At 69.5% G+C, this 24,436-nt stretch carries 20 protein-coding genes and 2 pseudogenes; 15 read left to right on the top strand and 7 right to left on the bottom strand.

All coding sequences use genetic code 11. The features are described from left to right. Nucleotides 1-39 precede the first annotated feature (39 nt). From K1J60_RS16425 to K1J60_RS16420, 3 genes and pseudogenes are all read left to right on the top strand, one after another. Nucleotides 40-6,057, top strand: a pseudogene (locus K1J60_RS16425) (RHS repeat domain-containing protein); the annotation flags it as partial. 258 nt (nucleotides 6,058-6,315) lie between these two features. Further along, nucleotides 6,316-6,726 (top strand): NucA/NucB deoxyribonuclease domain-containing protein, encoded by a 411-nt coding sequence (locus K1J60_RS45850; RefSeq protein ID WP_259408273.1) that lies wholly within the window; start codon nucleotides 6,316-6,318, stop codon nucleotides 6,724-6,726. Nucleotides 6,727-6,738: 12 nt separating this feature from the next. After that, a complete protein-coding gene (locus tag K1J60_RS16420; RefSeq protein ID WP_220646876.1) occupies nucleotides 6,739-7,170 on the top strand; it encodes a hypothetical protein in 432 nt (143 codons plus the stop codon). A 149-nt stretch (nucleotides 7,171-7,319) separates the two neighbouring features. Here the strand turns inward: K1J60_RS16420 and K1J60_RS16415 are convergent, their stop codons facing one another. After that, complete coding sequence (locus K1J60_RS16415; RefSeq protein ID WP_220646875.1) at nucleotides 7,320-8,135, bottom strand: LamG domain-containing protein; 816 nt, start codon at nucleotides 8,133-8,135, stop codon at nucleotides 7,320-7,322. 377 nt (nucleotides 8,136-8,512) lie between these two features. Here K1J60_RS16415 and K1J60_RS16410 point away from each other — a divergent pair, with 377 nt between their 5' ends. From K1J60_RS16410 to K1J60_RS16385, 6 genes and pseudogenes are all read left to right on the top strand, one after another. Then, the gene (locus K1J60_RS16410; RefSeq protein ID WP_220646874.1) at nucleotides 8,513-9,229 is read left to right on the top strand and encodes a thioredoxin domain-containing protein; all 717 of its coding nucleotides are present in this window, start codon (nucleotides 8,513-8,515) and stop codon (nucleotides 9,227-9,229) included. Nucleotides 9,230-9,300: 71 nt separating this feature from the next. Beyond that, nucleotides 9,301-9,642: a hypothetical protein gene (locus tag K1J60_RS16405; protein WP_220646873.1), complete on the top strand. Its 342-nt coding sequence runs from the start codon at nucleotides 9,301-9,303 to the stop codon at nucleotides 9,640-9,642. Between the two features lie 260 nt (nucleotides 9,643-9,902). Continuing rightward, nucleotides 9,903-10,409 (top strand): annotated as a pseudogene (locus K1J60_RS16400) (DUF7737 domain-containing protein); the annotation flags it as partial. A 173-nt stretch (nucleotides 10,410-10,582) separates the two neighbouring features. Then, complete coding sequence (locus K1J60_RS16395) at nucleotides 10,583-11,062, top strand: TM2 domain-containing protein (RefSeq protein WP_220646872.1); 480 nt, start codon at nucleotides 10,583-10,585, stop codon at nucleotides 11,060-11,062. Then, nucleotides 11,055-11,453, top strand: a complete 399-nt coding sequence (locus K1J60_RS16390; RefSeq protein WP_220646871.1) for a DUF2752 domain-containing protein — start codon at nucleotides 11,055-11,057, stop codon at nucleotides 11,451-11,453. The genes K1J60_RS16395 and K1J60_RS16390 overlap by 8 nt, the downstream gene beginning before the upstream one ends. A gap of 299 nt (nucleotides 11,454-11,752) precedes the next feature. Further along, nucleotides 11,753-12,016, top strand: a complete 264-nt coding sequence (locus tag K1J60_RS16385) for a TM2 domain-containing protein (RefSeq protein WP_220646870.1) — start codon at nucleotides 11,753-11,755, stop codon at nucleotides 12,014-12,016. A gap of 189 nt (nucleotides 12,017-12,205) precedes the next feature. Here the strand turns inward: K1J60_RS16385 and K1J60_RS16380 are convergent, their stop codons facing one another. The 5 genes from K1J60_RS16380 to K1J60_RS16360 form a co-directional block, all read right to left on the bottom strand. Then, nucleotides 12,206-12,985: a succinate dehydrogenase iron-sulfur subunit gene (locus tag K1J60_RS16380; RefSeq protein WP_033525299.1), complete on the bottom strand. Its 780-nt coding sequence runs from the start codon at nucleotides 12,983-12,985 to the stop codon at nucleotides 12,206-12,208. Next, nucleotides 12,985-14,739 carry a succinate dehydrogenase flavoprotein subunit gene (gene sdhA / locus K1J60_RS16375; RefSeq protein ID WP_220646869.1) on the bottom strand — a complete coding sequence of 585 codons (1,755 nt, stop codon included), beginning with the start codon at nucleotides 14,737-14,739 and terminating at the stop codon, nucleotides 12,985-12,987. The genes K1J60_RS16380 and sdhA overlap by 1 nt, the downstream gene beginning before the upstream one ends. Nucleotides 14,740-14,762: 23 nt before the next feature. Next, nucleotides 14,763-15,254, bottom strand: a complete 492-nt coding sequence (locus K1J60_RS16370; protein ID WP_220646868.1) for a succinate dehydrogenase hydrophobic membrane anchor subunit — start codon at nucleotides 15,252-15,254, stop codon at nucleotides 14,763-14,765. A 5-nt stretch (nucleotides 15,255-15,259) separates the two neighbouring features. Continuing rightward, complete coding sequence (gene sdhC, locus K1J60_RS16365; RefSeq protein WP_078853945.1) at nucleotides 15,260-15,640, bottom strand: succinate dehydrogenase, cytochrome b556 subunit; 381 nt, start codon at nucleotides 15,638-15,640, stop codon at nucleotides 15,260-15,262. A gap of 166 nt (nucleotides 15,641-15,806) precedes the next feature. Further along, nucleotides 15,807-16,520 (bottom strand): 2-oxo-4-hydroxy-4-carboxy-5-ureidoimidazoline decarboxylase, encoded by a 714-nt coding sequence (locus K1J60_RS16360; protein ID WP_220646867.1) that lies wholly within the window; start codon nucleotides 16,518-16,520, stop codon nucleotides 15,807-15,809. 267 nt (nucleotides 16,521-16,787) lie between these two features. On the opposite strand from K1J60_RS16360, the gene K1J60_RS16355 reads away from it, so the two are divergent. The 5 genes from K1J60_RS16355 to K1J60_RS16335 all read left to right on the top strand — a co-directional run bounded on the left by K1J60_RS16355 (nucleotide 16,788) and on the right by K1J60_RS16335 (nucleotide 21,245). Next, nucleotides 16,788-18,383, top strand: a complete 1,596-nt coding sequence (locus K1J60_RS16355; protein ID WP_220651502.1) for a beta-N-acetylhexosaminidase — start codon at nucleotides 16,788-16,790, stop codon at nucleotides 18,381-18,383. Between the two features lie 161 nt (nucleotides 18,384-18,544). Then, nucleotides 18,545-19,378 carry a DUF4328 domain-containing protein gene (locus K1J60_RS16350; RefSeq protein ID WP_220646866.1) on the top strand — a complete coding sequence of 278 codons (834 nt, stop codon included), beginning with the start codon at nucleotides 18,545-18,547 and terminating at the stop codon, nucleotides 19,376-19,378. A gap of 93 nt (nucleotides 19,379-19,471) precedes the next feature. Further along, nucleotides 19,472-20,017: a hypothetical protein gene (locus K1J60_RS16345; protein WP_220646865.1), complete on the top strand. Its 546-nt coding sequence runs from the start codon at nucleotides 19,472-19,474 to the stop codon at nucleotides 20,015-20,017. A 97-nt stretch (nucleotides 20,018-20,114) separates the two neighbouring features. Continuing rightward, a complete protein-coding gene (locus K1J60_RS16340; protein ID WP_220646864.1) occupies nucleotides 20,115-20,696 on the top strand; it encodes a hypothetical protein in 582 nt (193 codons plus the stop codon). A 120-nt stretch (nucleotides 20,697-20,816) separates the two neighbouring features. Further along, nucleotides 20,817-21,245, top strand: a complete 429-nt coding sequence (locus K1J60_RS16335; protein WP_220646863.1) for a hypothetical protein — start codon at nucleotides 20,817-20,819, stop codon at nucleotides 21,243-21,245. A 120-nt stretch (nucleotides 21,246-21,365) separates the two neighbouring features. Here the strand turns inward: K1J60_RS16335 and K1J60_RS16330 are convergent, their stop codons facing one another. After that, nucleotides 21,366-23,459 (bottom strand): FG-GAP-like repeat-containing protein, encoded by a 2,094-nt coding sequence (locus tag K1J60_RS16330; protein WP_259407750.1) that lies wholly within the window; start codon nucleotides 23,457-23,459, stop codon nucleotides 21,366-21,368. Between the two features lie 333 nt (nucleotides 23,460-23,792). On the opposite strand from K1J60_RS16330, the gene K1J60_RS16325 reads away from it, so the two are divergent. Continuing rightward, nucleotides 23,793-24,383 carry an RNA polymerase sigma factor gene (locus tag K1J60_RS16325; RefSeq protein WP_220646862.1) on the top strand — a complete coding sequence of 197 codons (591 nt, stop codon included), beginning with the start codon at nucleotides 23,793-23,795 and terminating at the stop codon, nucleotides 24,381-24,383. Nucleotides 24,384-24,436 lie beyond the last annotated feature (53 nt).

The raw sequence follows: 24,436 nt of genomic DNA, 5'->3' as shown, positions 1-24,436 counted from the left end.
TTCCTGGTCCCGCCTCGAATGGTCCGGGGGGACCTCGCCGTGTTCGGTCGCTTCTTGCCTGTCCGCTCGCGTCGGCTACGCCGGGTGCGCGCAGCCCTGGTGCCCACTCTCGGGGCGGCACTGCTCGTAGGCCTTCTACCGGCGCAGTCGTTCGCGTTGCCACCCGACCCGGCCACCGCCGAGAAGGGCCGCGAGACCCTCGATCTGGAGACCCTCGACCAAGAGGAGACCGTCGCCGGGGCAACCTCCGAGCCCGACCTGGAGACGCTGAAGGTCGATGTCCCCCCGGACCAGCAGCAGGCCCCGACGGGCACGGTCACCACACCGGCCGCGGGCACGGGGGCGGTCGACTTCGGGTCGTCCGCGAGCACGACCCCGGCGTCGGCCCGTACGACCACGGTCACCCGACAGGTCGCCCTGACCCCCGTCGCGAACCTTCCCGTCAGCCTCGGCCAGGCTCCGGAACAGGCCGCCCCCACCGGTACCTGGCAGGTGCAGGTCTACGACCGCGCGGCCGCCGTGTCGCAGGGCGTCGACGGCACGGTCGTGAAGGTACAGGCGCCGGCCTCCGGATCCGTGCCGATCGCGGTCAAGCTCGACTACGCGAAGTTCAAGAACCTCTACGGCGCCGACTGGGCCTCTCGCCTGCGCTTCGTCCAGTTTCCCGAGTGCTACCTGACCACGCCCGACGACGAGGCTTGCCAGGAGTACGAGGAACTGGAGACGACCAACGACGTCCAGTCCCAGTCGATCACCGCCACGGTCGACACGGCGGCGGACGGTACCGTCACCGGCACCCCGGCTCCGGCGAAGACGACGCCGAGCGACGGACCGTCGATCGCCCAGGCGGCCTACCGCACTTCGGGCGCGGGGGTCACTCCGGTCGCCGCGACCGGCGACTCGGCCGTCGTCGGGGCGGTCGACTCCGGCGGCGGTGCCGGCGGCACGTTCAAGGCCACGCCGCTGGCCTCCAGCGGCAAGTGGTCGGCGGGCGGTTCGTCGGGCGCGTTCACCTGGACGTACCCGCTTACGGTTCCGGCGGCCCCCGCCGGCCCGGCTCCGAACATCGAGTTCACCTACAACTCCCAGAGCGTGGACGGCCGTACCGCCGTCGCCTCTCCCCAGGCCTCCTGGATCGGCGAGGGCTGGGACTACGACGCGGGCCACATCGAGCGCCGTTACCGCGCCTGCCAGGACGACCGCAAGAAGATGAAGTCCGGCACCCCCAACAACACCGCCAAGAAGGACAAGACATCCGACCTGTGCTGGGTGTCGCACAACGCGGTGATGACCCTGGGCGGCAAGACGACCGAGCTGGTGCGGGACGCCGCCTCCGGCAGCAACCCGGAGACAGACACCGAGCTCTACCGCTCCGAGAGCGACGACGGCACCCGGATCGAGCACCGCGTCGGCGGCACCAACGGCGACAACAACGGTGAGTACTGGATCGTCACGACCACGGACGGCACGAAGTACTACTACGGCCTCAGCCAGGTCGGCGGCGGCCACGCCGACACCGATTCCGTCTCCACCGTTCCCGTCTTCGGCAACCACCCGGGCGAGCCCTGCCACGCCACCGCCTTCGCCGACTCCCGCTGCGGAGCGGGCAAGAAGCAGGCCTGGCGCTGGGGCCTGGACAAGGTGGTCGACGTGCACGGCAACACGCTGGTCGTCACCTGGAAGCAGGAGACCAACCACTACGCCGTGAAGAAGAAGTTCAAGTCGCCCGAGCAGTACGACCGTTACGCCTACCCGAAGACCATCGAGTACGGCATGCGCTCGGACCTGACCAAGCCGTCCGCGACCGTCGAGTTCGGTGTGGCACAGCGCTGTCTGAAGTCGGCCACGGCCTGCGACGCGGCGAACTTCGCCAAGACCTCCGACCCGGGCGCGTACCGCCCCTGGTGGGACACCCCCGGCAACCTCAACTGCAAGTCGACGTCGAAGCTGTGCCCGGCCTTCCCGTCCTTCTGGACGCAGCTGCGCCTCGACTCGGTGACGACGAAGGCGGCCCGTGCGGGCCAGACCGGCCTGGGCAAGGTGGACACGTACGAGCTCCACCAGTCCTTCCCCGCCGACTGGTACTACTCGTCCCCCGGTCTCTGGCTGAACTCGATCACCCGCCGCGGCTTCGCGCCCGGCGACACCACCGGCACCCTCCAGCACAAGGACGGCGTCAGCTTCGGCGAGTACACGGTCGGCTCGTCCTCGCCCTTGAAGGCTCGCCTCAGGGACCGTCAGCTCCCCAACCTGGTCGCCAGCGGCGCGAACGACCAGCGCCCGCCCTTCACCCGCCCCCGCATCGGCACGGTCGCCACCGAACACGGTGGTGACATCGAGATCGAGTACACGGGAGGCTGCGCGAGCGAGCCCTCGGAGGACCAGGGCAGGAACAACGGCACCTGCTACCCGGTCCGCTGGTCGCCGGACGGCGACGAGAAGAAGCCCGCGAAGTCCTGGTTCAACAAGTACGTCGTGGACTCCGTCACCGAGAACGACAAGGTCACCCCCCGGGGCAAGCCCATCCACACCACGTACAACTACAAGGACCCCGCTTGGGCGAAGTCCGACGACGAGTTCACCCGCCCGTCCCTGCGCACGCACAACGTCTGGCGCGGCTACCGCCAGGTGGCGGTCACCAAGGGCAGCGAGACCACCTCCTCCGCAGGAGTGACACCTCAGGCACAGTCGTACTCCGAGACACGCTACTTCCAGGGCGTCGGCGGCGAGGTCAAGGACTCCACGGGCAAGTACACGCTCGTCTCCGACGACGAGCCGCAGTACGCGGGCATGACGGCGGAGAGCCTCACCTACCTCAACTCGGACAAGGGGACGCCGAAGAAGCGCACCCTCAACTTCCCCTGGTCGAAGCAGACCGCGTCCCGGTTCCGGGAGGCCGAGGACGGCGCGGACATGGATCCGCTCCTGGCCCACCGCAGCGGTGTGAAGCGCACGGACGAGATCCAGACGGTCGGCGACAGTTGGCAGGCCGTCCGAACCCTGACGACCGTCGACGACACCTACGGCATCCCGGTCCAGGTCGAGACGGCGGTGGTCAAGCCGGACGGCTCCGGCGAGGCCTTCTCCGACGAGATCTGCACGAAGACGTCGTACGTGCACAACACCTCGGCCTGGCTCATCGGCCTGCCCGAGCAACAGCGCACCACCGGCACCACCTGCGCGGCCCACGACATCGCCGACCCGGCCACGAAGCTGATCAGCGCGACCCGCACCACCTACGACAACCAGTCGTACGGTGACGCCCCGACGAAGGGGCTGGTCACTGCCGCCGCCGGTGTGGACGGCGCCGGGACCTCGTACTCGGTCGTCACGAGGACGACGTACGACCCGCTGGGCCGGGTCCGTACCGTCGCGAAGCCGGGCGCGGGCACGACGGAGATGCAGTACACGCCCGGGGACACGGGTGGCCCCGTCACCTCCGTGACGGCGATCAACGCCAAGGGCCACTCCGTCATCACGACCTTCGACCCGGGCCGCAGCCTCGCGCTGACGGTCACCGACCCCAACCGCCGGGTCACCCGGAACGAGTACGACGCACTCGGCAGATTCGTGAAGGGCTGGTCCCCGTCCCGCTCCTCGGGCGGCAAGTCACCGAACGTCGAGATCGAGTACCAACCGGCGATCGCCACCTCGGACGAGTCCCGACCCGCCGCCGTCACGACCAGGACACTGAAGGACGACGGCACTTACAGCCGTCAGGTGACGATCTTCGACGGCCTGATGCGCCAGGTCCAGACCCAGTCGGAGGCGCACGGCCCCGGCCGCGTCGTCACGGACACCACCTACGACGATCACGGCCTGGTCGACGAGCAGACCAGCGCCTACCTCGCGAAGGACGAACCGACCGCCGAACTCTTCGCCCCCAAGTCGAAGTCGCTCGTCCCGAGCCGGGTCAAGTTCCTGTACGACGGCCTCGAACGGCCGGTGAACGAGTCGAAGTACCACGACGAGAACGTGGTGCACACGACGAAGACGGAATACGGCGACACCAGCACCTACGTCGACCCGGCCGGTTCGACCTCCCCGCGGACCCGGACGCACACGGACGCCCTCGGCCGGGTCAGCTCGATCGTCCGCTACAAGGACGACACCACGACCGCCGGACGTACGACGACCTACGGGTACGACGCCCGTGGTCAGCGCACCAGTGTCAAGGATCCGGCCGGCAACGAGTGGACGTACACGTACGACGCCCGCGGGCGCGTCGTCTCCACGACCGACCCGGACGTGGGCAAGACGGAGACCTGGTACGACGAGGCCGACCGGCCGTACAAGGTCACGGACGCGAAAAAGCGGACGGCATACACGGAGTACGACGAACTGGGCCGGATCAAGTTCGTCCGCGAGAACTCCGAGACCGGCACGCCGGTCAAGTCGTTCACGTATGACTCCCTGTCGGGAGCGCTCGGCCAGCCGGTCGCCTCGACCCGGCACACCGTGAACGGCGACTACATCAGCCGTGTCACCGGTTACGACACCGAGTACCGCCCGACGGGTACCGAGACGGTGATCCCGGCCAACACCATGACGACGGGTGTCTCCGGGACGTACGCGTACAAGTACACGTACACGCCCACCGGAAAGCCGCAGACGGTCACGCTGCCGTCCGTGGGCGGGCTGGCCCAGGAGAAGGTCGTCACCCGCTACAACAGCGACGGCCTGACCGAGTCGACCTCGGGTCTCGCCTGGTACACGTCCGACGTCACCTACTCCCCGTACGGCGAACCCCTTCGCACGGTGTCCGGCTCCCAGCCGAACCGCGTCTGGACGACCAACTTCGTCGACCCCTACACCGGACGGCTCCAGCGCACGGTCGCGGACCGTGAGACGGCGGGCCCGCACCGCATCTCCAACAGCCACTACGCGTACGACAAGTCCGGCATCATCACGTCGAACGCCCGCCAGCTGTCGGACGCTTCGGGCGACACCTGGGACACCCAGTGCTTCACGTACGACGTGATGGGCGAGCTGGTCAACGCCTGGACGTCGAACATCGCGCCCACCGGCAACGGCACGGGCTGCAAGTCGGCGGACGGGACGACGTGGGGCCCGCGGACGGATTACGCGGCCTCGTCGGGTCCGGTGGCCGACGCCCCGGACGCGGCGACCGACGCATCCGCCCCGGACACCTCGCTGAAGTCGACGCTGGCGGCCACGGCCCCGGCGGCGAACACGGTCAGCACCGGCGCCACCGCCTACCACCAGTCCTTCACCTTCGACTGGCTGGGCAACCGGGCGACCCTGACGGAGGCCGACCCGACGGACGCGACCAAGAACGTCACGTTCACGTACGGCTACAACCCCAAGCAGCCGCACACGATGACGTCGATCGGCTCCAGCCCGGCGGGGCATGGGAGCACGTACACGTATGACGCGGTGGGCAACACGACGGTCCGTGACCTGGCCGCTGGGCCGCAAGACCTGGATTGAACCTCGGAGAACAAGCTCGACACGATCACGGTCGGCGGCAAGAAGACGACGTACGTGTACGACGCCGGCGGCAACCGCCTCCTGGAGAACTCCCCCTCCGGTTCGACTCTGTACCTGGGCGAGACGGAGGTGACGACGAGCAGCGCCGGCGCGGTGACCCGCGCGTCGCGCTCCTACGCTCAGCCCGGCGCCCCGGTCGTGACCCGCACCGCGACCAGCGGCGCGACGACAGGGCACCAGCTCTCGGCCCTCCTCGCGGATCACCTAGGCACGGCGAACACGGCGGTGGCTCTGGCGAGCGGCCAGGCGGTCACCCGCCGAGCGGCCAAGCCGTACGGCGAACTCCGTGGCCCGAAGCCGGCGTCCTGGCCCAACAAGCGCGGCTACATCGGCGTCGGTATCGACGACACGGCCACGGGCCTGACCCACATCGGCGCCCGCGAATACGACCAGAACACGGGTCGCTTCATCTCAGCGGACCCGGTCATTGATCTGGCTCAACCGCTCCAAATGAATGGATATGCGTACAGCTACAACAGTCCTGTTGTGCATTCCGACCCGACTGGCCTCTACTGTGACAGTTGCAATTGGGATACTCCTAACGGAAATCTTGATGGAAAGACCAAGCCGGACGGAGTTCATCCCGCAAATACGAGCATAAAGAAGCCTGTGCAGCGTAAAGGGGTGACGCCGCTTGCTGTCGTCCCTCCTGGTGCCGCAGCTGCAAAGGCTGTCAGGAAGTCGATACCCGCCATCCTGTCGCGCATCCTACAAAATGATGATTACAAGATAGGGTGGCGTAAGCTGTTCAAGAAGCCTGAGGCCCTGTCGGATGCAGAGTGGGACACGGTAGTTGATAATTGTATGACATCGACAGGTCTTCGGGAGACGCAGTGTAGAAATTTGCCGGTTTTTGTGGTGGATGGCAAGCGGACGCCAGAGATAGCGATAAATGATCGCTCGGCGATCGATAAGGGGCATCCACTCCTGCTGCATTACGCAAAGAATAAGGGCGAGAATCGGGATAATAGGGAGTTGGCTGGGTGCATGAGCGCTTGGACCGGTTCGGGGAGTTGTGACGAGTATCCCTTCGCTTCCACTCGCGAGGGGGGGCTGGGTGCTCAGACGAGGGGCGTTCCCCTGTCGGAGCAGATGAAGCAGGGCTCGGATTTGTCTGCCTTCTATAGATCAAATAAGATGCAGCGAAACGATGAGTTCCTTGTTGCCGTCATAAACGTCCGACGGCGGGAGGACGGGACCTATGTTGCGGGTTGATTAGGGGTGTAAATGGAAGAGGGAAGTCGCATAGTTTACTCCGATGTTTTCCTTAGTCAGTTTGGGCTTATTTCCATACGTGACTTCGAGACGGAAGATCAGCCGGAGGTGGAGTCGGGTGAGGAGGAGATTGTTTCTCTTCCTGGAAATATATTCGTAGCCACTCGGACTGACATGCAGGGCGAGGTGCGGGTCGAGATCCATGTCGGGGAATGCGTGAACCGCCCGGATTCGCGCCTCATTTTCGACGGATCAATGACCTTCCGGTCGTCCTGGATGTGTGTCACGGGTGTAGTCGATCCAGATGAGGAAACTCTTCGTCTGCCTCGATCCGGAGAGTGGAAGATCAAGGTCTATGTGCAGGGTTCTCCCCGTCCCGACGGTGTCACGGTATTTCTTGATAAGCATGAGTGGTTGACTGCGGGAGGTGTTCTTCCGGAGTGAATTGATGCTAAACTCGGCCATTTCCTTCGGTATTCATGCGCAGAATCTTCCGTCCTGTTCGCCCCGGGGCGAACACCCATCCGCAGCTCCAACTATGCTGGGAAGGGTTGAGAGATAGCTCCATCCTCCGCGGAGGATGGAGCTATCTATTAGGCCTCGCAGCCGCCTACCCGCCGACTGCTCACCGCGATGTCGTCCATCCGCATCTCGAACGCTGCCGGAGTCGGGTTCGCCTGGTACAGCTGCCAGCCCAGCTTCAGCTTGTCGAAGGTGGGGAAGACGAAGTCGTCCGCCGTGCCTCCGTGGTTCTTCGTGGAGACGGTCAGGTCGGACTGTTCGGTGCCGTCGACGTAGACCGTGACGCGGTTGTCCGTGGCGTCCAGGTGGAATTCCACGCAATTCCACTTCCCCGCGACCGCCGGGGCCGACGTCTTCCAGTTCGTCCAGTCGCCCGTCGGACCCAGGTCCGAGCCGACGCCCCAGAAGTTGCCCTTGTCGGTGGGGGCGTACTGGCCGCCGAGGGGGCGAACCAGGGTGGGGGAGTCGGGGCCCGAGGCTTCGGCCAGGGTCCAGTGGGCCCAGTCGGGGGCCGTGGGGAACTCGGTCACGCGCAGCCGCATCCGAGCCCAGAAGCTGTTGCCGCGCGGGGCGAGGTCGGACAGGACCATGAAGGCGCGGCCGTTGCCCTCGGTGCGGAGGTGGAGTTCACGGCCGTGGCCGTCGGCGCTGGGTGCGACGGTCATAGTGCCGTCGGAAGTGTCCGTGGTCCAATCCCGGCCACGCGTCACCGGGCCGAGGGGGAGGCGGTCGAAGTTCTCCCGGACGAGTGTGCCGCCGTATGCGCCGCCGTATGCGCGGCCGGACGTGTCGTGCGGGGCGGGCGTCGCCGAGGCTGTGGGGGGTGTCGCGATCAGGATCGCGGCCGCGGCCGACAGGCCGGCCACGGCTTTCCTCAGGTAGGTCATGGGGTCAGTGTGTGATCAACCGCCCCATCAGTCACGGGAGTTGGTTGCGATCCAGCCAAGGGGTCGGGCGCGACGCGCTCCAGGCCGGCGGTACGGGGGAAAGGCTCGTCATGCCGTTCACGCTCGCGGCGAGGAGGTCCCTGTCGCCGGTGCCGTCGATGTCCCGCAGGAGGATCGCGGAGCCGGACCTCTCGTTGCGGTATCTGGAAGTTCCAGGTCACCGCCCTGTGTCGTACAGTACGCGGACATGTCAGGCCCCGGGGGGTTCGGGGCGAGGGGCGACGGGTGTCGAGGGAGGGGAGCCGCGCAGGCTGTGATCCGGCCCTTCGGTGAGTGGGAAGGGGCGTGCGTCGATGGTGGGTGCGCGGAGAAGACGGATGACGGCCGTGGTGGCCGTCGCACTGGGGCTGCTGCTCGGCGGATGCGGTGAGCGGGCCGCCCGGACGGAGCGGAAGCCCGCCTACGGCGACCTGCGGGAGCTGCCGGAGGAACTGGACGCCGACGGCACGACGATCCGCGTCGGGGACCCGCACGCGCCGGTCACCCTCCGCCTCTACGAGGACATGCGCTGCCCCGTCTGCGAGGAGTTCGAGCGGACCGGCGGTCCGGCCGCGGTGGAGCGGACGCTCGCGCGCACGGTGGTGACCGAGTACACCCTCGCCTCCTTCCTGGACGACAGGCTGGGCGGCAATGGCTCGAAGAAGGCGGCGAACGCGCTGCGGGCCGCGCTGGAAGAGGGCAAGTTCGCCGAGTACCACGCCGTGCTCTACGCCAACCAGCCGGAGGAGATCGTCGACGGCTTCACCGACGCGTATCTGCTCGAACTCGCCGCCGAGGTGAAGGGGCTGCGCGGTCCGGCGTTCGACTCCGCCGTCAGGACCATGAAGTACCGCGACTTCGTGGCGAGGTCCCAGAAGGCCTTCGACCGGGTGGCCTCCGGCACGCCCACCGCCGACATCAACGGGAACCGCGTCCGTGAGGCGTACTCCGGCGTCCTCTACGAGGAGGTGGCGTTCGGCCGGCTGCTCGACGCCGTGAAGAAGGACCCGGAGGGGTGGGAGGAGTACACGCCCATGTCGCAGGACCTGGACTGACCCGCCGGCCCGGGAGCGCGGCCCCGCGCCGACGGCCGACACTGTCGGTGCCGCCCCTTACTGTCCCCCTCATGGCAACGGTGACGTTCGTCGAAGAGACGGCGAGTGGGGAGCGGGGCGAGGGCCGGGCGGTCGAACTCGCCGCGGAGCGGGTGACGGTGGAGGAGCTGATCCGGCGGCGGGTCTTCCTGTCGTCGGCCGAGGACCCGGCTCGACGTACGGCGGGACGCTCCACACAGGCCCCCGCCGAACCGCCGGAGGCACGGGCCGAGGCCGCGCTCGGGGCCTTCGCCGGGAACGGTCTCCTCGTCCTCGTCGGCGACCGGCAGGTCACGGAGCCGGACGAGGAGATCGAGCTGTCCGCCGGTGCCGAGGTCACCTTCCTCAGGCTCGTCCCGCTGGTGGGCGGCTGATGGCCACGCACACGCCCCGCTCCCTCGTCCAGCGGGCGCGCAACCGGATCGAGGCCGGGGACATGGAGCGGCTCGCCGACGAGGTGATGAAGGCCGTCTTCGCCACGAAGGGGTACTGGGACGGCGGGTGGGTGCACCTTCTCGACGAGGTGCGGGGACTGCCGGAGGACCACCGGGCGTCGTTCGTGGGCGCCTTCGTCCGGCGATTCCACGCCCTGGAACAGGACTCCGACGCACGGCCGGGCACCATCGGTCTGCTGGTCGACCCGGTCCCGCTCGCCGGGATACCGCCGCTCGTCCTCTCCGAAGTCCTGCGCGACGTAGACATGTTCGTGGGCGTCGCCAGCGTCGGCAACGCCCCGACCTGGCAGGACGGCGGACCCGGGGGACGCTTCGTCGAGTACTGGACGTCGTACGGATTCGGCGAGCTGAACCAGAGCGCCGAGACCCGACGGGCGCTGCTGGAGCGGCTCGTGCCGCGGCTCGCGATCGCCGACCGGTGCACGCTGGAAGGGCGGTTCCTCCGGGTCGAGGGCCAACTGCACACGTACCGGATCCATCTCGGGTCCGGCAACATCCTGATGTCCCCGAACGACCGCTATCTGTGCATCGTTCCCAAGTCGACCGTCACCGACGGGAACGGAAGCAGGCAGACCGGCTATCTCCCTTTCGAGGGCGACCGTATGCTCGCAGTCATCCTCAGCAAGGCGATGCTGCTCGCCAAGGACACGGAGATCACGGACCCGACGATCGTCAGCCAGCTGTGAAGCGTCTGTCACGGCCGACGACGAGGCGATGTGACTCCGCCCACACGCGGGAGTCGGTGGGTGCCCGGCCGAAGTAACAACTTCTCTCCGGGCCCTTCCCTCCTGCAATATGACGGACAGCCCATAGTGAGTTTTTCAGCCGCTCAAGCAAACAACACGCAGGAGTCAGTACCGTGACCGAGCAGCCTCAGCAGCCCGCTCAGCCCCCGCAGCCGCCGCAGCCCGGATACGGGTACCCGAACGCCGCCCCCGGCCAGCCGGGCGCCGGCCCGTACGGGGCTCCGCAGGGCGGCTACCAGCAGCCGGGCGCGGGCCAGCCCGGCTACGGCTACCCCGCGCAGGGCGGTTACCCGCAGGGCGGCTACCAGGTGCCCCCGACGCCGGGCGGCGCCTACACGGGCGACCCCAACGCCCCGTACGGGTACGACCCGTACGGCCGCCCGTACTCCGACAAGTCCAAGATCGTCGCGGGCGTCCTCTCGCTGTTCCTCGGCTCCTTCGGCGTCGGCCGCTTCTACATCGGTCACGTCGGTCTCGGCGTCGCGCAGCTCCTCACCTGCGGCGGCCTCGGCATCTGGGCGCTGGTCGACGGCATCATCCTGCTGACCAGCAGCAACACCACGGACTCCAACGGACGTGTCCTGCGTGGCTGAGCGCGGCCTCAGCACCCTCCGGCATCCGGCGGCGGCCCCCCTCGCGGTGGCCGCCGCCGGGCTGGCGGGCGCCGCGTACCTGTACGGCACCAACCCGCACGAGCCCGGCCATCTGCTGCCCCAGTGCCCGTTCCGCTATGTCACCGGGCTGCTCTGCCCCGCCTGTGGCGGCACCCGCATGGTGTACGACCTGCTGCACGGGCAGTTCGCCGCCGCCTGGCACGACAACCGGATGCTGCTGCTCGCCGCGCCGTTCGCCCTCGCCCTGCTCGGCCGTTGGTTCGTCGAGGGGCTGCGCGGCCGCCGCTGGCGCCCCGAACTGAAGCCCCGCACCCAGGCCTTGATCCTGGGCATCGCGGTGATCTGGACGGTCGTCCGTAATCTGCACTGAGCCGACGCGGCCCCCGTAAATCCCTTACGCCCGCTTTATGTTGCTCAGTTGTCGCAAGTTGGCTGGAATCGGATCACGGAATCGGAACGATCGCCCGGATCCACTCCCATCCGCCCCTCACGTCTCATTACGCTGCAACGGCTACAGGGGGGATGACGGGGGATTACGTCGTGCTCGATCGTCGGCCGGTGTTCGCCGTGCCCGATCGCCGCAGGTTCTTTGCCGCGCCTTCTCTCCTGTGATCGCTCCCGAAGCAATCCGCTTCGGTATTTCAGTCAGTACATCCAGGAGTTACTTCCATGACCGTCCCCACCCCTGACGCTCCCTTCGGCCACGACCCGAAGGGTCGCCCGTACTCCGACAAGTCGAAGATCGTCGCCGGCATTCTGCAGCTCTTCCTCGGCACGCTCGGCATCGGTCGGTTCTACGTCGGTTCGGTCGGCGTGGGCGTCGCCCAGCTCCTCACCTGCGGTGGTCTGGGCTTCTGGTCGCTGATCGACGGCATCCTGTTCCTCACGAGCAACGACCGCACCGACTCGCAGGGTCGCGTCCTGCGCGGCTGAGTGCGGAGGATCGCCGCCCGGGTGATCGACCGAAGGGCCTCGTCCACCGCGGAGCTTCCCCAAGGCTCCGCGCGGGGGCGGGGCCCTCGTGCGTGCGCCCTCGTGCGTGGGCACGCTCGCGCGCACGCCGAGCATGAGGAAGGCCCGCAGGTGAACCTGCGGGCCTTCCTCATGCGTTGCTGCGGCTGATCAGAAGCGGCGCGTGATGAGCGCCCGCTTCACCTCCTGGATCGCCTTGGTGACCTCGATACCGCGCGGGCAGGCGTCCGTGCAGTTGAACGTCGTACGGCAACGCCACACGCCGTCACGGTCGTTGAGGATCTCCAGCCGCTGCTCGCCGGCCTCGTCACGCGAGTCGAAGATGAAGCGGTGGGCGTTGACGATCGCGGCCGGACCGAAGTACTGGCCGTCGTTCCAGAACACCGGGCACGAGGACGTGCACGCGGCGCAGAGGATGCACTTCGTGGTGTCGTCGAAGCGCTCGCGGTCCTCGGCGGTCTGGAACCGCTCACGCGTCGGCTCGTTGGTGTCCTTCGTGATCAGGAAGGGCATCACGTCCCGGTACGCCTGGAAGAACGGCTCCATGTCCACGACCAGGTCCTTGAGGACCGTGAGGCCCTTGATGGGCTCGACCGTGATCGGCTTCTCGGGGTTGATGTCCTTGATCAGCGTCTTGCAGGCCAGACGGTTCTTGCCGTTGATCCGCATGGCGTCCGAACCGCAGATGCCGTGCGCGCAGGAGCGGCGGAACGTCAGGGTGCCGTCCACGTCCCACTTGATCTTGTGCAGACCGTCGAGGACGCGCTCCTTGGGGTCGATCTCCAGCTGGAAGTCTTCCCAGGTCGCCTCGGCCGAGACCTCGGAGTTGAAGCGCCGGATGCGGAAGGTGACCGTGATGTACGGGGAGTCGGCGAAGCCGGGCTCGGGGCTGCCGGCCGCGTCCGCCTTGTCCAGGGTCGGGGTTGCCATCAGTACTTACGCTCCATCGGCTGGTAGCGGGTCTGGACGACCGGCTTGTAGTCGAGGCGGACGGTCTCGGAGCCGTCGTCGCCGACCTCGCGGTACGCCATGGTGTGACGCATGAAGTTGACGTCGTCGCGGTTGGGGTAGTCCTCGCGGTAGTGACCGCCGCGGGACTCCTTGCGGGCGAGCGCCGACACGGCCATGACCTCGGCCAGATCGAGCAGGTTGCCCAGCTCGACGGCCTCCAGCAGGTCGGTGTTGAACCGGCGGCCCTTGTCCTGGATCGCCACGTTCTTGTAGCGCTCGCGCAGCTCGGCGATCTTCTCGACGGCCGTCTTGATCGTCTGCTCGGTGCGGAAGACCATGACGTTGGCGTCCATGGTCTCCTGCAGCTCGCGCCGCAGCTCCGCCACACGCTCGTTGCCCGTGGAGGCACGCAGCCGCTCGATCTGCTCGACGACCAGGGACTCCGGGTTCTCCGGCAGCTCGACGAAGTCCGCCTTCTGCGCGTACTCGGCGGCCGCGATGCCCGCCCGGCGCCCGAACACGTTGATGTCGAGCAGCGAGTTGGTGCCGAGGCGGTTGGCGCCGTGCACGGAGACACAGGCGACCTCACCGGCGGCGTACAGGCCGGGGACGACGGTGGTGTTGTCGCTGAGGACCTCACCCTCGACGTTCGTCGGGATGCCGCCCATGGCGTAGTGCGCGGTCGGCTGGATCGGGATCGGGTCCGTGTAGGGCTCGATACCGAGGTAGGTGCGCGCGAACTCGGTGATGTCCGGGAGCTTGGCGTCGAGCTGCTCCGGCGGGAGGTGCGTGAGGTCGAGGTAGACGTGGTCGCCCTCGGGACCGCAGCCGCGGCCCTCACGGATCTCGGTGTAGATGGAGCGGGACACGACGTCACGGGACGCGAGGTCCTTCATGACCGGCGCGTACTTCTCCATGAAGCGCTCGCCGTCCTTGTTGCGGAGGATGCCGCCCTCACCGCGGGCGCCCTCCGTCAGCAGGATGCCCATGCGCCAGATGCCGGTCGGGTGGAACTGGAAGAACTCCATGTCCTCCAGCGGCAGACCCCGGCGGTACACGGCGGCCTGGCCGTCACCGGTCAGCGTGTGCGCGTTGGACGTCACCTTGAAGAACTTGCCGCAGCCGCCGGACGCGTAGATCACGGCCTTCGCCTGGAAGATGTGGATCTCACCGGTGGCGAGTTCGTACGCGACGACGCCCGCCGACTTCTTGACGCCGTCGACCTCGGTGATCAGCTGGTCCAGGACGTAGAACTCGTTGAAGAACTCCACGCCGTGCTTGACGCAGTTCTGGTACAGCGTCTGCAGGATCATGTGGCCGGTGCGGTCGGCCGCGTAGCAGGAGCGGCGGACCGGGGCCTCGCCGTGGTTCCGGCTGTGACCGCCGAAGCGGCGTTGGTCGATCGTGCCATTGGGCGTGCGGTTGAACGGCAGGCCCATCTTCTCCAGGTCGAGGACGGAGTCGATGGCCTCCTTCGCCAGGATCTCGGCGGCGTCCTGGTCGACCAGGTAGTCACCGCCCTTGACGGTGTCGAAGGTGTGCCACTCCCAGTTGTCCTCCTCCACGTTGGCGAGCGCGGCGGCCATGCCGCCCTGCGCGGCGCCCGTGTGGGAGCGGGTGGGGTACAGCTTGGTCAGCACGGCGGTGCGGCTGCGCTGCGTGGACTCGATGGCCGCGCGCATACCGGCGCCGCCGGCGCCGACGATGACGGTGTCGTACTTGTGGATCTTCATGATCGGTTGCCTCAGCCCCGTGCCTAGCGGATGTTCGGGTCGAAGGTGAAGATCACCAGCGTGCCCAGCAGGATGGTGAACACCGTGGCGGTGTAGAGCAGGCCCTTGAGCCACAGCCGGGTGTTCGCGCGCTCCGCGTAGTCGTTGATGACGGTACGCAGGCCGTTCGCGCCGTGCAGCATCGCGAGCCACAGCATCAGCAGGTCCCAGACCTGCCAGAACGGGGAGGCCCAGCGGCCCGCGACGAACGCGAAGCCGATCTTGGAGACGCCGCCGTCGAGGACGAGCTGGATGACCAGGTGGCCGATGACCAGGACGACCAGGACGATGCCGGACAGACGCATGAAGAGCCACGCGACCATCTCGAAGTTGCCGCGGGTCGACTTGGGGGTCTTCTTGGTGCGCTTGCGGGGCGGCTCGATGAAGGGGGCCGGGTTGTCGGGACTGTAGCCCGACATTTCCCCGGCGCCCTCGACGGGGCCGATGCCGGACGCGGTGGTTTCAGTGGCGGACATCTGCCTCAGCTCCCGAAGACTTCACGGACGGCGTGGCCGAGGACGGGGTACAGGGCCCCGATCATCAGCACGAGCCAGATGCCGACGACGGACCACAGCATCGTCTTCTGGTGACGGGGGCCGTTGGACCAGAAGTCGACGGCGATGACCCGAAGACCGTTGAGCGCGTGGAAGAGGACGGCGGCGACGAGGCCGTACTCCAGCAGCGCGACGATCGGGGTCTTGTACGTGGCCACGACCTTGTCGTAGGCGTCGGGGGAGACACGGACGAGAGCGGTGTCCAGCACGTGTACGAACAGGAAGAAGAAGATGAGGACGCCGGTGACTCGATGAGCCACCCAGGACCACATTCCTTCCCGGCCGCGGTACAGCGTTCCAGCCGGCACGGAAGAACCCTCCGGGAGCGGGGATTGGGGCCGGCCGGCTTGCTTGTCGGTCTGACCCGGCCGGGTACGGTCCACCGGCCCCGGCCATGGTAGCGACGTCGTTGCGCTTGGCTTAAGCCGGGAGGGTTGGTGTGATCAAACTGGCATACAAAGGTGCACGTAAGGGTTAGTACCGGGCGGCATCCGGGGTGGGGATGGCTGGGGGACGCCGGGTGCGGGTGCGTGGTGGCTGATCGCGCGGTTCCTCGCGCCCCTGCGGGGCCGCGCGGTTCCCCGGGCCCCTGAAGTGGCCGGCCAGGCGGGTTCTCGCCAGGCGGCGCAGTTCCTCGGCGACCACCACCCGCTCCTCCTCCGGGTCGTTCGAGAGACGGGAGCGGATGCCCTCCAGGGTGCGGTCCAGGAGTTCGTCGGGGTGGGTGGTGTCCAGGGCGATGACGAAGACGTGGCCGAAGCGGGCCTCGTACGCGGCGTGCGCGGCGTTGAGGGCGGTGTGGGCGACGCCGTAGGTGTCGTCGGGCAGGACGGGGAGGGTCTCGCCCGCCAGGGCTTCGGCCAGGTCCGCCGCCGTGAGGTCGTACGCGGCCTCGTCGGAGGCGGCGAGAAGGGCGTCGAGGTCGGGATAGGGGCGGTGGTCGGTGAGGCGGTGCGCCCAGCGGAGGCTGCGCAGGCAGGCGAGGAGGGCCTGCCGGGCGGCCTCGGCGGGGGCGTGGTTGAACCGCTCCAGGGCCGAGGGGCCGGGAGTGGGGGCCTGCTCCGGTACGGCGACCTGGCCGGGGAGGTGGGGGAGACGGTGCGGAGGCAGCGTGGGTCCTCGGCGGTGCGTAGGGGTCGGCTGGGCAGGCTGTGCGAAAGGTGCCACCACGTTATCGAGGCGGTTCATGGGCTGTCCGTTCGATGCCCGAAATTCACCCGGACGGGAGAGTTTCGGAACCTGTGGTGGACGGGTTGGGCGGTGGGACGTCGTAGGTTCGAGAAGGGAGCTCGGCGGAGAGTCGGGAGTGGGAACCGGGGGAAGAGCGCTGCGAGAGGTGTGTGGGATGTCGTGGACGGTGAGCGGGACAAAGACCGGGACGGGGACCGGGGGCGTGTCGTGAACCGAGGCCGGCGCAGGGCACCCCGCAGGAAGACGGCGATCACGTCGAAAGGGTTGCTCCTGGGCACGGGAGCGGTTCTGGCGGGCGGCGCGGTCGCGGTGGCCGTGACCGTGTGGCCCGGCGACGGGAGGCGGACGCCCAGCGGATCCGGGCCGTCGCCGGAGCGGTCGTCCGTGAGCGCCGCCCGGACCTCCCCCTCCGCGTCCCCCTCGCCGTCGCGCACCTATCCCCTGTCGAAGAAGCCGCAGACCATCCCCGCGGTCAGGCAGCACGAGGCCGCCCGCGGCCCCGGCTGGAAGCCCGCCGACGGGGGCCGGGTCGTGGTACGGAACGCGGCGCTGGCCGACGAGGGGCGGCTGACCGCCGGGGAACTGGGGCTGGCGTACGCCGGAGAGGCGCGGCCCCGGGACGGGGACGTGGAACTGGCCCTCACCGGAGCCGACGCGCCGAGGTCGGAGGCGTACACGCTGACCGTGAAGGACGGACGGGTGCGGATCGCCGCGCCCGCCGAGGCGGGGGTCTTCTACGGCACGCGCACCCTGAAGCAGGAGGTGCGCGGCGGCGGTACGGCGCCGGAGGGCGTCGTCCGGGACGAGCCGGCCAAGCCGCAGCGCGGGTTCATGCTCGACATCGCGCGCAAGCACTTCACGGCGGGCTGGATCGAGGACCGTATCCGTGAGCTGGGCGACCTGAAGTACAACCAGCTGGGCCTGCACTTCTCCGACGACCAGGGGTTCCGGATCGAGTCCACGAGCCACCCCGAGGTGGTGTCCCGGCAGCACCTCACCAAGGCCCAGGTGCGGAAGGTCCTGGACCTCGCGGAGAGCCGCCACATCGAGGTCGTGCCCGAGATCGACTCCCCGGGCCACCTGGGGGCCGTGATCGCGGGCAACCCGGGGCTGCAGCTGAAGAACGCGCAGGGTGTGGCCGCGAGCGGGGCCGTCGACATCTCCAACCCGCGGTCCGCCGAGGTCGTGGACGAACTGCTCGACGAGTACGCCGGCCTGTTCGACGGCGTGTACTGGCACCTCGGCGCCGACGAGTACCGGGCGCTGATGGCCTCGAACCCCGAGGCCTCGTATCCGCAGCTGGCCGCCGCCGCGCGCCAGAAGTACGGCCCCGGCGCGACCGTCGCCGATCTCGCCACCGGCTGGCTGAACGACCGCGCCAAGGTGATGCGCGGACACGACCGGACCGTCCGGGCCTGGAACGACGGGTTCTTCCGGGGCGGCTCGGTCCAGGCGGACAAGGCGATCCAGGTCGCGTACTGGACGGGCAAGGAGATCGGGGCCCGGCCGCCGGTCGAATACCTGAGCGCCGGGCGACAGGTGATCAACTACAACGACGAGTACCTGTACTACGTCCTCGGCGAGCCCAACCAGTTCGTCTACCCGACCGGGCAGCGCATCTACGAGTCCTGGACCCCGCGGGTGCTGCGCGGCACCACCGCCGTGCCCGCGCAGTACGACGACCAGATCCTCGGCGGCTCCTTCGCCGTCTGGTGCGATCTCGCCGACCGGCAGACCGAGGCGCAGGTCGCGGCGGGCGTCCGGATGCCGTTGCGGGCGCTCTCGCAGAAGCTGTGGGACCCGGCGAAGCCGGGCCTGACCTGGACGCAGTTCCGGGAGTTGGCGGGGAAGGTGAGCTGAGCCGGGCCGCCGGGCCCGGGGCCCGGCGGGGTCGTGTCGAGCCGTGGAATGGGGTGGACGGACGGCTCGGGTGAACCGTATGTTCCGCGTGTTCGATTGCCGAGCGTGAGGGTCTGGGGAGGACCGCGTTCGGCCTGTTCCGATCACACGGGGGCTTCACGATGGACTGTGCGCGCTGCGCGACCTATGCGGCGGCACCCGGCGGCGAGCTGTGCCGGCGGTGCGAGGCGGCGGATCTGCACCCGGCGCCCGCGCGAGCCGCCGCGCGGCATCCGGCTCCGGGCCTCCCCGCCCACACGGACCTGCCGATCCAGTCCCCGCACGGCCCCGCGTGGCTGCGGTCGCCGGTGGGGCTGGGGCGGGCGGTGGCGATCCTGCTCGGGGTGGTGATCGTGACCGATCTGGTGGCGGTGTGGGCGGATCTCGTGATGCTCGACGTCCTGGGCAGGATGGTCGACGGCGAGTACGGGTGGCCCGTCGAGGCGGACGCGGACCGGGCCGACCGGCTCGTCGGCCTGACCGGCAGCGCGCAGCTGCTCGCCTATCTCGCCACCGTCGTCGTCTTTCTGATCTGGTTCCACCGGGTGCGGGTCAACGCCGAGGTGTTCGAACCGTTCGGGCATCGGAAGAAGCGCGGCTGGGCGATCGCGGGCTGGATCGTGCCGATCCTGAACCTCTGGTTCCCGCGCCGGATCGCCCTCGACAGCTGGGACGCCAGTAGCCCGTCGACGAAGCCGCGATCGCACGCACTCGTCAACGCCTGGTGGACGATGTGGATCATCAGCGGTGTCGCCAACCAGGTGAGCGGCCTGGCCATGCGCCGGGCGGAGACGGCCGAGGAACTTCGGACGGCCACCGAGCGCGTGCTGTTCGCGGACGCCTTCGAGATCCCCGCCGCGGTGTTCGCCGTCTTCTTCGTCCTCGCCCTCACCCGTATGCAGGACGACAAGGCGCGGAGCGGGCCGCGTGAGCCGGAGCCGGTCGCCGCCCTCTGAGTCCGTAACCCCTTCTCGGACGGTCTCGGGGCAACCGTGCGGATTGCCCGATTCCGGGGGCGAACCGCCGTGCGGCTGTGGTCTATTCCCGGTATGGGGTACTGGGGGTACTACGTCGTGGGCAGGAGCGAGCGGCCGCTGGCGGAGCTGGACGCGCTGGCCGGGGCCGGGTCCATGACGCTGTGCGCGACGGCGGACGACGGCTGGCAGATCTGGGCGTACCCGACGGGCGCGCCGGGAGCCGGGGCGGCCGGGGACTCCGGGGGCAGCGGCGATGTCGGCAACATGCACGCGCTCGCCCGGGAGACCGGGGCGCCCGCGCTGTTCGGCTACGTCATGGACAGCGACTGCGTGGTCGTCGAGGCCGCCGGGCCGGAGAGCGGGGCGTGGACGACGTGTCTCGCGCGGCGTGCCATGGCCGCGTACCTGGGGGACGCGGAGGGGCTCACCGTCGAGGACTACTTCCTCGAACCGCGCGACGCCGCCGAACGCGCCGTCGCCTGGGCCGCGGAGGCGGGAAGGGCCGCCGTCGAGCGTTCTCTGGCCGAGGTGTTGGCCTCGGAGCCTGGACCGGCGGACCCCCTGGCTGAAAACATTCTCTTCCGGTTGCTCGACCGGCTCGGGGTCGTCCCTCTGTGACACTCCCGCGTCGTCGCACGCAGTAAGGGGAAGTGCGGGCTCCGTATACCGGGGCACGATCGAGCGGGATCTACGAGCAGGATCTAGGGGAGGCGCGATGAGCCTGGTGGAGCTGTTGGCCCAGGCCGACGAACGTGGTCTGGCGGCCGGCGGGTTGGCTTGTTTGGACCGCTGCGTACCGCTTCTCGGGGGCGACGACGAGGTCCTGCGTCCACTGTGGGCGGGACTGGTGGACGACGGGGAGGGGTGGGGGGAGAGCATCGCGAAGATACGCGGCGAACTGACGCCACCACGCCCCGAACCGCGCTCCGACGGGAGCGGGGACGAGGAGATCGTCCTGCTCGCGCGTCGGATGCTCGACGCGGTTCCCGAGGAGCGGTCCGGTGACGGGCTGCGGGAATGGGCGGAGGTGTGCTCCGTCTCCGCCCTGCGGATCCATCAGCTGCTCGACCCGTTGGACGCCGGGGGCGCCGACTCCGTGACGGCGTGCCGGGAAGGCCGCACCGAGGGCGCGTCCCATCTCGTCGCCGCCGAACTGCGCCGCCAGGTCGTGGTGTTGGAGCTGCTCGCCCAGCACGGCGCGGCGGGACTGCGGCAGGCCCTCGGTGTGGCCACGGAGGGGCGGCGGGTGCTGCGGGCGGTCGTGTCGCGGCGCGCGCGTGGGACGCGACAGGAGTAAACCTCGTCTTCCTGGCGGGTCCTGTGGGTGTCCTGGGGCCGGGTGTGGTGGTCCTGCGCCGGTGTCGAGGACAGGCCGAAATCGCGAAACGTCTCGTGCCGGGCGGGCGCTTACCCGAGTGTGAGCGCACAGCAGACATTCAGTTCGGTCAGTACCCCTGCCGCACCGGGGAGCCGTGGGAACCGGCCCGGTAGCGCGGCGAAGCCCCTCCGGTGGGCAGCCGACGCGGTGGCGATGATGCGGGAAGGGGCGCGCGTGCGCCTCGACTACTCCACGCAGAGCCTGTGGCGGGTGGACCGGATGATCGAGGAGATCCGCCGGGAGGGAGCGCCGTACGCCGCCGTGGAGGGGGCGTTGCGGGGTTTCGGGGCGTACGGCGGCGAGGTCGTCGCGCGCTGGGCCGGCGGCGAATGGATCGAGTCGGACGGCGGCTACTGGGTGCGCACCTGGGACGGCCGCTACTGGGACCCCTTCGACGAGGCCCGCCGCTGCTTCACGGGCGACGGATCCCTGCGCCTGCTGTGCCACGACGCGATGCCCTCGGGGTGAGGCCGGGGGGTCGGGTGCGGGTGCGGGCGCGTGTTCGGGTGCGGGGCCGGTGGGGCTTCTCGCGCAGTTCCCCGCGCCCCTGAAAGGCCTGTGGCCTTTCAGGGGCGAAAAGCACCCGGTCTACGGCGTCAGCAGTTGCCCCAGACGGCCACCCGCCGGCGCCCCCAACTGCGTCACCCCGTAGTACACGGACCGAGAGGTCACCGGCACGCCCCCCACCGACGGAACGAACAGCACCGTGCCGTTCCCGGCATCCTCCCCCTCGACCCCGACCACCACATCGGCGTACCCGTCGCCGGTGACATCCGCACCCGACACCGCCGACCCGAACTTGTCCTCCGCCTCGGTGGATCCCCCCACGTCCGGCGCGTCCTGCGACAGCGCCAGCGACCCCGCGCCGCTCACGCCGGAGGCGGCGCCCTTCAGCAGCCACACCGACCCGGCGTTGGCCCGGTTCTTCCCGGCACGGGTGATGTCCTCGCCCGGCGCACCGGTGAGCACGTCGGCGTACCCGTCCGCGTCGACATCGCCGACGGACACCGAGGAGCCGAAGCCGTCCGCGGTCTCGGAGGCGCCCTCCACACCCGCCGTGGCCTGGTGGACCGTCCTCGTCCCCGTGGCGCCGAGGCCGGTGGACGTACCGGGGACGACCGTCACCTGGCCGCCCGCGTTGCCGCCGGACTCGGAGGCGTACGGCTGCCCGACGACGAGGTCGTCGTAGCCGTCGCCGTCGACGTCGCCCGCCGCGACGGCGCGGCCGCCCTTCACGGTGAGGGTCGCGGCCTTCGTCAGCCCCAGTGACCGGGAGCCCTTGAACCAGACGATCCTGCCGATACCGGACGCGTCACGGTAGGTGAGCGCGACGTCGGCGTAGCCGTCCCGGTTGAAGTCGCCGGTCGCGGCGTCCGCGTAGGCCAGGGAACCGGTCGCCGTCGTGAGGTCCCCGGCGACCTCGTGGCCGTCGCCGAAGCGGGCCGCCCAGTTGCCACCCGTACCGGTGGCCGCGGTGAACACGTCCGCCCTGCCGTCCGCGTTGAAGTCCCCGGTCGCCACGGTCGCGCCGAACCGTGCGCCGGCCGGCTCGTAGTCGTCGCCGAGGGCCATGGTGTCGGCGCCGTCGGTGAAGGACGGCCCGTAGAGGATCGTCACCGCACCCCGGTCCGCGTGCCCGGTGGTGTCGTCCTCGCCGGGCGCGCCCACCACGAGATCCGCGTCCCCGTCGCCGTCGACGTCGCCCCACGCGGTCGCCGCGCCCCACTGGTCGCCGGACTCGGCGGCGCCCGGCACGCCCGTGCTCGCCTGGTTCAGCCGGAGCCCGGCCGACGGGGCGGGGCCGCTCGCACCGCCCGGCATCAGGGTGATCCAGCCGCTGCCGGTCCGGGGCGTCGGCACCACCAGGTCGCTGACGCCGTCGCCCGTGTAGTCGGCGGTGGGGATCGCGGAACCACGGGCCGGGGACGCGGCGTAGCGGCGTATCTCGGGAAGTTCGGCGTAGAGGCCGGTGCCCGGGGACGTGAGGGACGCCGCGTCGCTGCCGCCGGATATCACGTCCAGCTCCGCCGACTCGCCGCTCGTGTACACGCCGGTGTCCTCGGACGCCGTCAGCGTCACCTTGCCCGTGGGGTCGCCCGCGTACTGGCCCAGCTTCCACGCCGCCAGCCGTGCCACGGACTCCACGGCCGCCCGGCTCGGCCCGCCCCCGTCGAAGTCGCCGAGCACCGCGACGCCCGTCGACTCCCCGTCGAACCCGGGGGTGTGCGCGCCGCGCACCGCCAGGTCCGCGCCGCCCGCCCGGCCTTCGTAGATACGGCCGCACTTGTCGACGACGAAGTTGTAGCCGAGGTCACCCCGGCCCGCCGTCCGGAGGTCGTCCGCCATGAGCGCGCGGATCAGGGCGGGGGACTCGGAGCAGCTGTAGTCGTCGGTGCCGCCCGTGTCATGGACGAACACCGCGCTGATCCGGTCGATGTACTCGGCCGTGCCCGTCACGGTCGACTCGTCCGCGCCCCATGCCGCCCGGCTGACGATCGGGGGACGGGTGACGGTCGAAGGGCGGGCGGTGGGTACGTCGTCGGCGGCGGCCGGGCCGGCGCCCGGCCCGACCACGGCGTACGACACCAGGCCCGCGCCACCGGCCACGACGGCCCCCAGCGTCAGCCAGACCCTCCGCTTCGGCGCCGGCGGCTCCGACGCATGGCTCCTACGGCGACTCAATGTCCCACCCCCGGAAGAACGGTACGAAGACGCCACCCGGCACAGGGGTGACCCTTCTATTCAGCGCACAGGGGTTCGCGGGCATCGACATCGGGGGGTGCGGGTGCGGCCTATGTCATGGAGGGGGCCGGTGTTTCCGTTTCCGGTCGATGTGCGGTGGCCTCGCGGGTGATCTCCGCGGGGTGCGCCCGGCCGCTGTGACACTTCCGCGAGGCATGGCGCAGATGAGCGTGGGGGCTTGGCGGCGGTCGGGACGGCCCCCGGGAAGGCGATCCCGGCACTGACTTGGCACTGTCACGGACAGTTTGGGGCCAGGGAGGGGAACCTCGGCGCGTGCAGGCGTACGACGCGGAACTGGGCGCGGCCGTCGCGCGGGCCCAGGCCGGGGACGAGGCCGCGTTCGCGGTGGCGTACCGGCTGGTGCAGCCCGGGCTGCTGGGGTACCTGCGCGGCATCGTCGGGGACGACGCGGAGGACGTCGCCTCGGACGCCTGGCTGGAGATCGCGCGGGACCTCGGACGGTTCAAGGGTGACGGAGCGGGCTTCCGGGGCTGGAGCGCGACCATCGCCCGGCACCGTGCCCTTGACCATCTGCGGCGCCAGCGGGTCAGACCCCGGGCGACCGCGCTGGAGAACGACCTGCTGGAACTGCCGGGCGCGCACAGCACCCAGGACCAGGCGCTGGAGAGCCTGTCCACCGAGCAGGCCCTCGCGCTCGTCGCCCGGCTGCCCCGTGACCAGGCCGAGGCCGTGCTGCTGCGCGTGGTCGTCGGTCTCGACGGCCCCGCCGCCGCCCGCGTCCTCGGCAAGCGCCCCGGCGCGGTTCGTACCGCCACCCACCGTGGCCTGAAGCGTCTCGCGCAGCTCCTGCGGAGTGAGGGTGTGACGGATGACGGCCCCCGGACGCTGGGGGAGTCGAGATGACCGACAGCGACGTCGGGACGCATGGGGAGAGGGAAGGGCGCGAGATGCCGTCG

It is taken from the genome of Streptomyces akebiae (assembly GCF_019599145.1).
In the GTDB taxonomy this organism is placed as follows: domain Bacteria; phylum Actinomycetota; class Actinomycetes; order Streptomycetales; family Streptomycetaceae; genus Streptomyces; species Streptomyces akebiae.
The sequence above is the reverse complement of the archived record's forward strand: the minus strand, read 5'-3'. Positions and strand labels throughout refer to the sequence as shown.

Bases quoted from the DNA above. Each gene is read 5' to 3' on its own strand.
- K1J60_RS45850 (WP_259408273.1), top strand. From the start codon at position 6,316: ATGACATCGACAGGTCTTCGGGAGACGCAGTGTAGAAATTTGCCGGTT.
- K1J60_RS16420 (WP_220646876.1), top strand. From the start codon at position 6,739: ATGGAAGAGGGAAGTCGCATAGTTTACTCCGATGTTTTCCTTAGTCAG.
- K1J60_RS16415 (WP_220646875.1), bottom strand. From the start codon at position 8,135: ATGACCTACCTGAGGAAAGCCGTGGCCGGCCTGTCGGCCGCGGCCGCG.
- K1J60_RS16410 (WP_220646874.1), top strand. From the start codon at position 8,513: ATGACGGCCGTGGTGGCCGTCGCACTGGGGCTGCTGCTCGGCGGATGC.
- K1J60_RS16405 (WP_220646873.1), top strand. From the start codon at position 9,301: ATGGCAACGGTGACGTTCGTCGAAGAGACGGCGAGTGGGGAGCGGGGC.
- K1J60_RS16385 (WP_220646870.1), top strand. From the start codon at position 11,753: ATGACCGTCCCCACCCCTGACGCTCCCTTCGGCCACGACCCGAAGGGT.
- K1J60_RS16380 (WP_033525299.1), bottom strand. From the start codon at position 12,985: ATGGCAACCCCGACCCTGGACAAGGCGGACGCGGCCGGCAGCCCCGAG.
- sdhA (WP_220646869.1), bottom strand. From the start codon at position 14,739: ATGAAGATCCACAAGTACGACACCGTCATCGTCGGCGCCGGCGGCGCC.
- K1J60_RS16370 (WP_220646868.1), bottom strand. From the start codon at position 15,254: ATGTCCGCCACTGAAACCACCGCGTCCGGCATCGGCCCCGTCGAGGGC.
- K1J60_RS16360 (WP_220646867.1), bottom strand. From the start codon at position 16,520: ATGAACCGCCTCGATAACGTGGTGGCACCTTTCGCACAGCCTGCCCAG.
- K1J60_RS16350 (WP_220646866.1), top strand. From the start codon at position 18,545: ATGGACTGTGCGCGCTGCGCGACCTATGCGGCGGCACCCGGCGGCGAG.
- K1J60_RS16345 (WP_220646865.1), top strand. From the start codon at position 19,472: ATGGGGTACTGGGGGTACTACGTCGTGGGCAGGAGCGAGCGGCCGCTG.
- K1J60_RS16340 (WP_220646864.1), top strand. From the start codon at position 20,115: ATGAGCCTGGTGGAGCTGTTGGCCCAGGCCGACGAACGTGGTCTGGCG.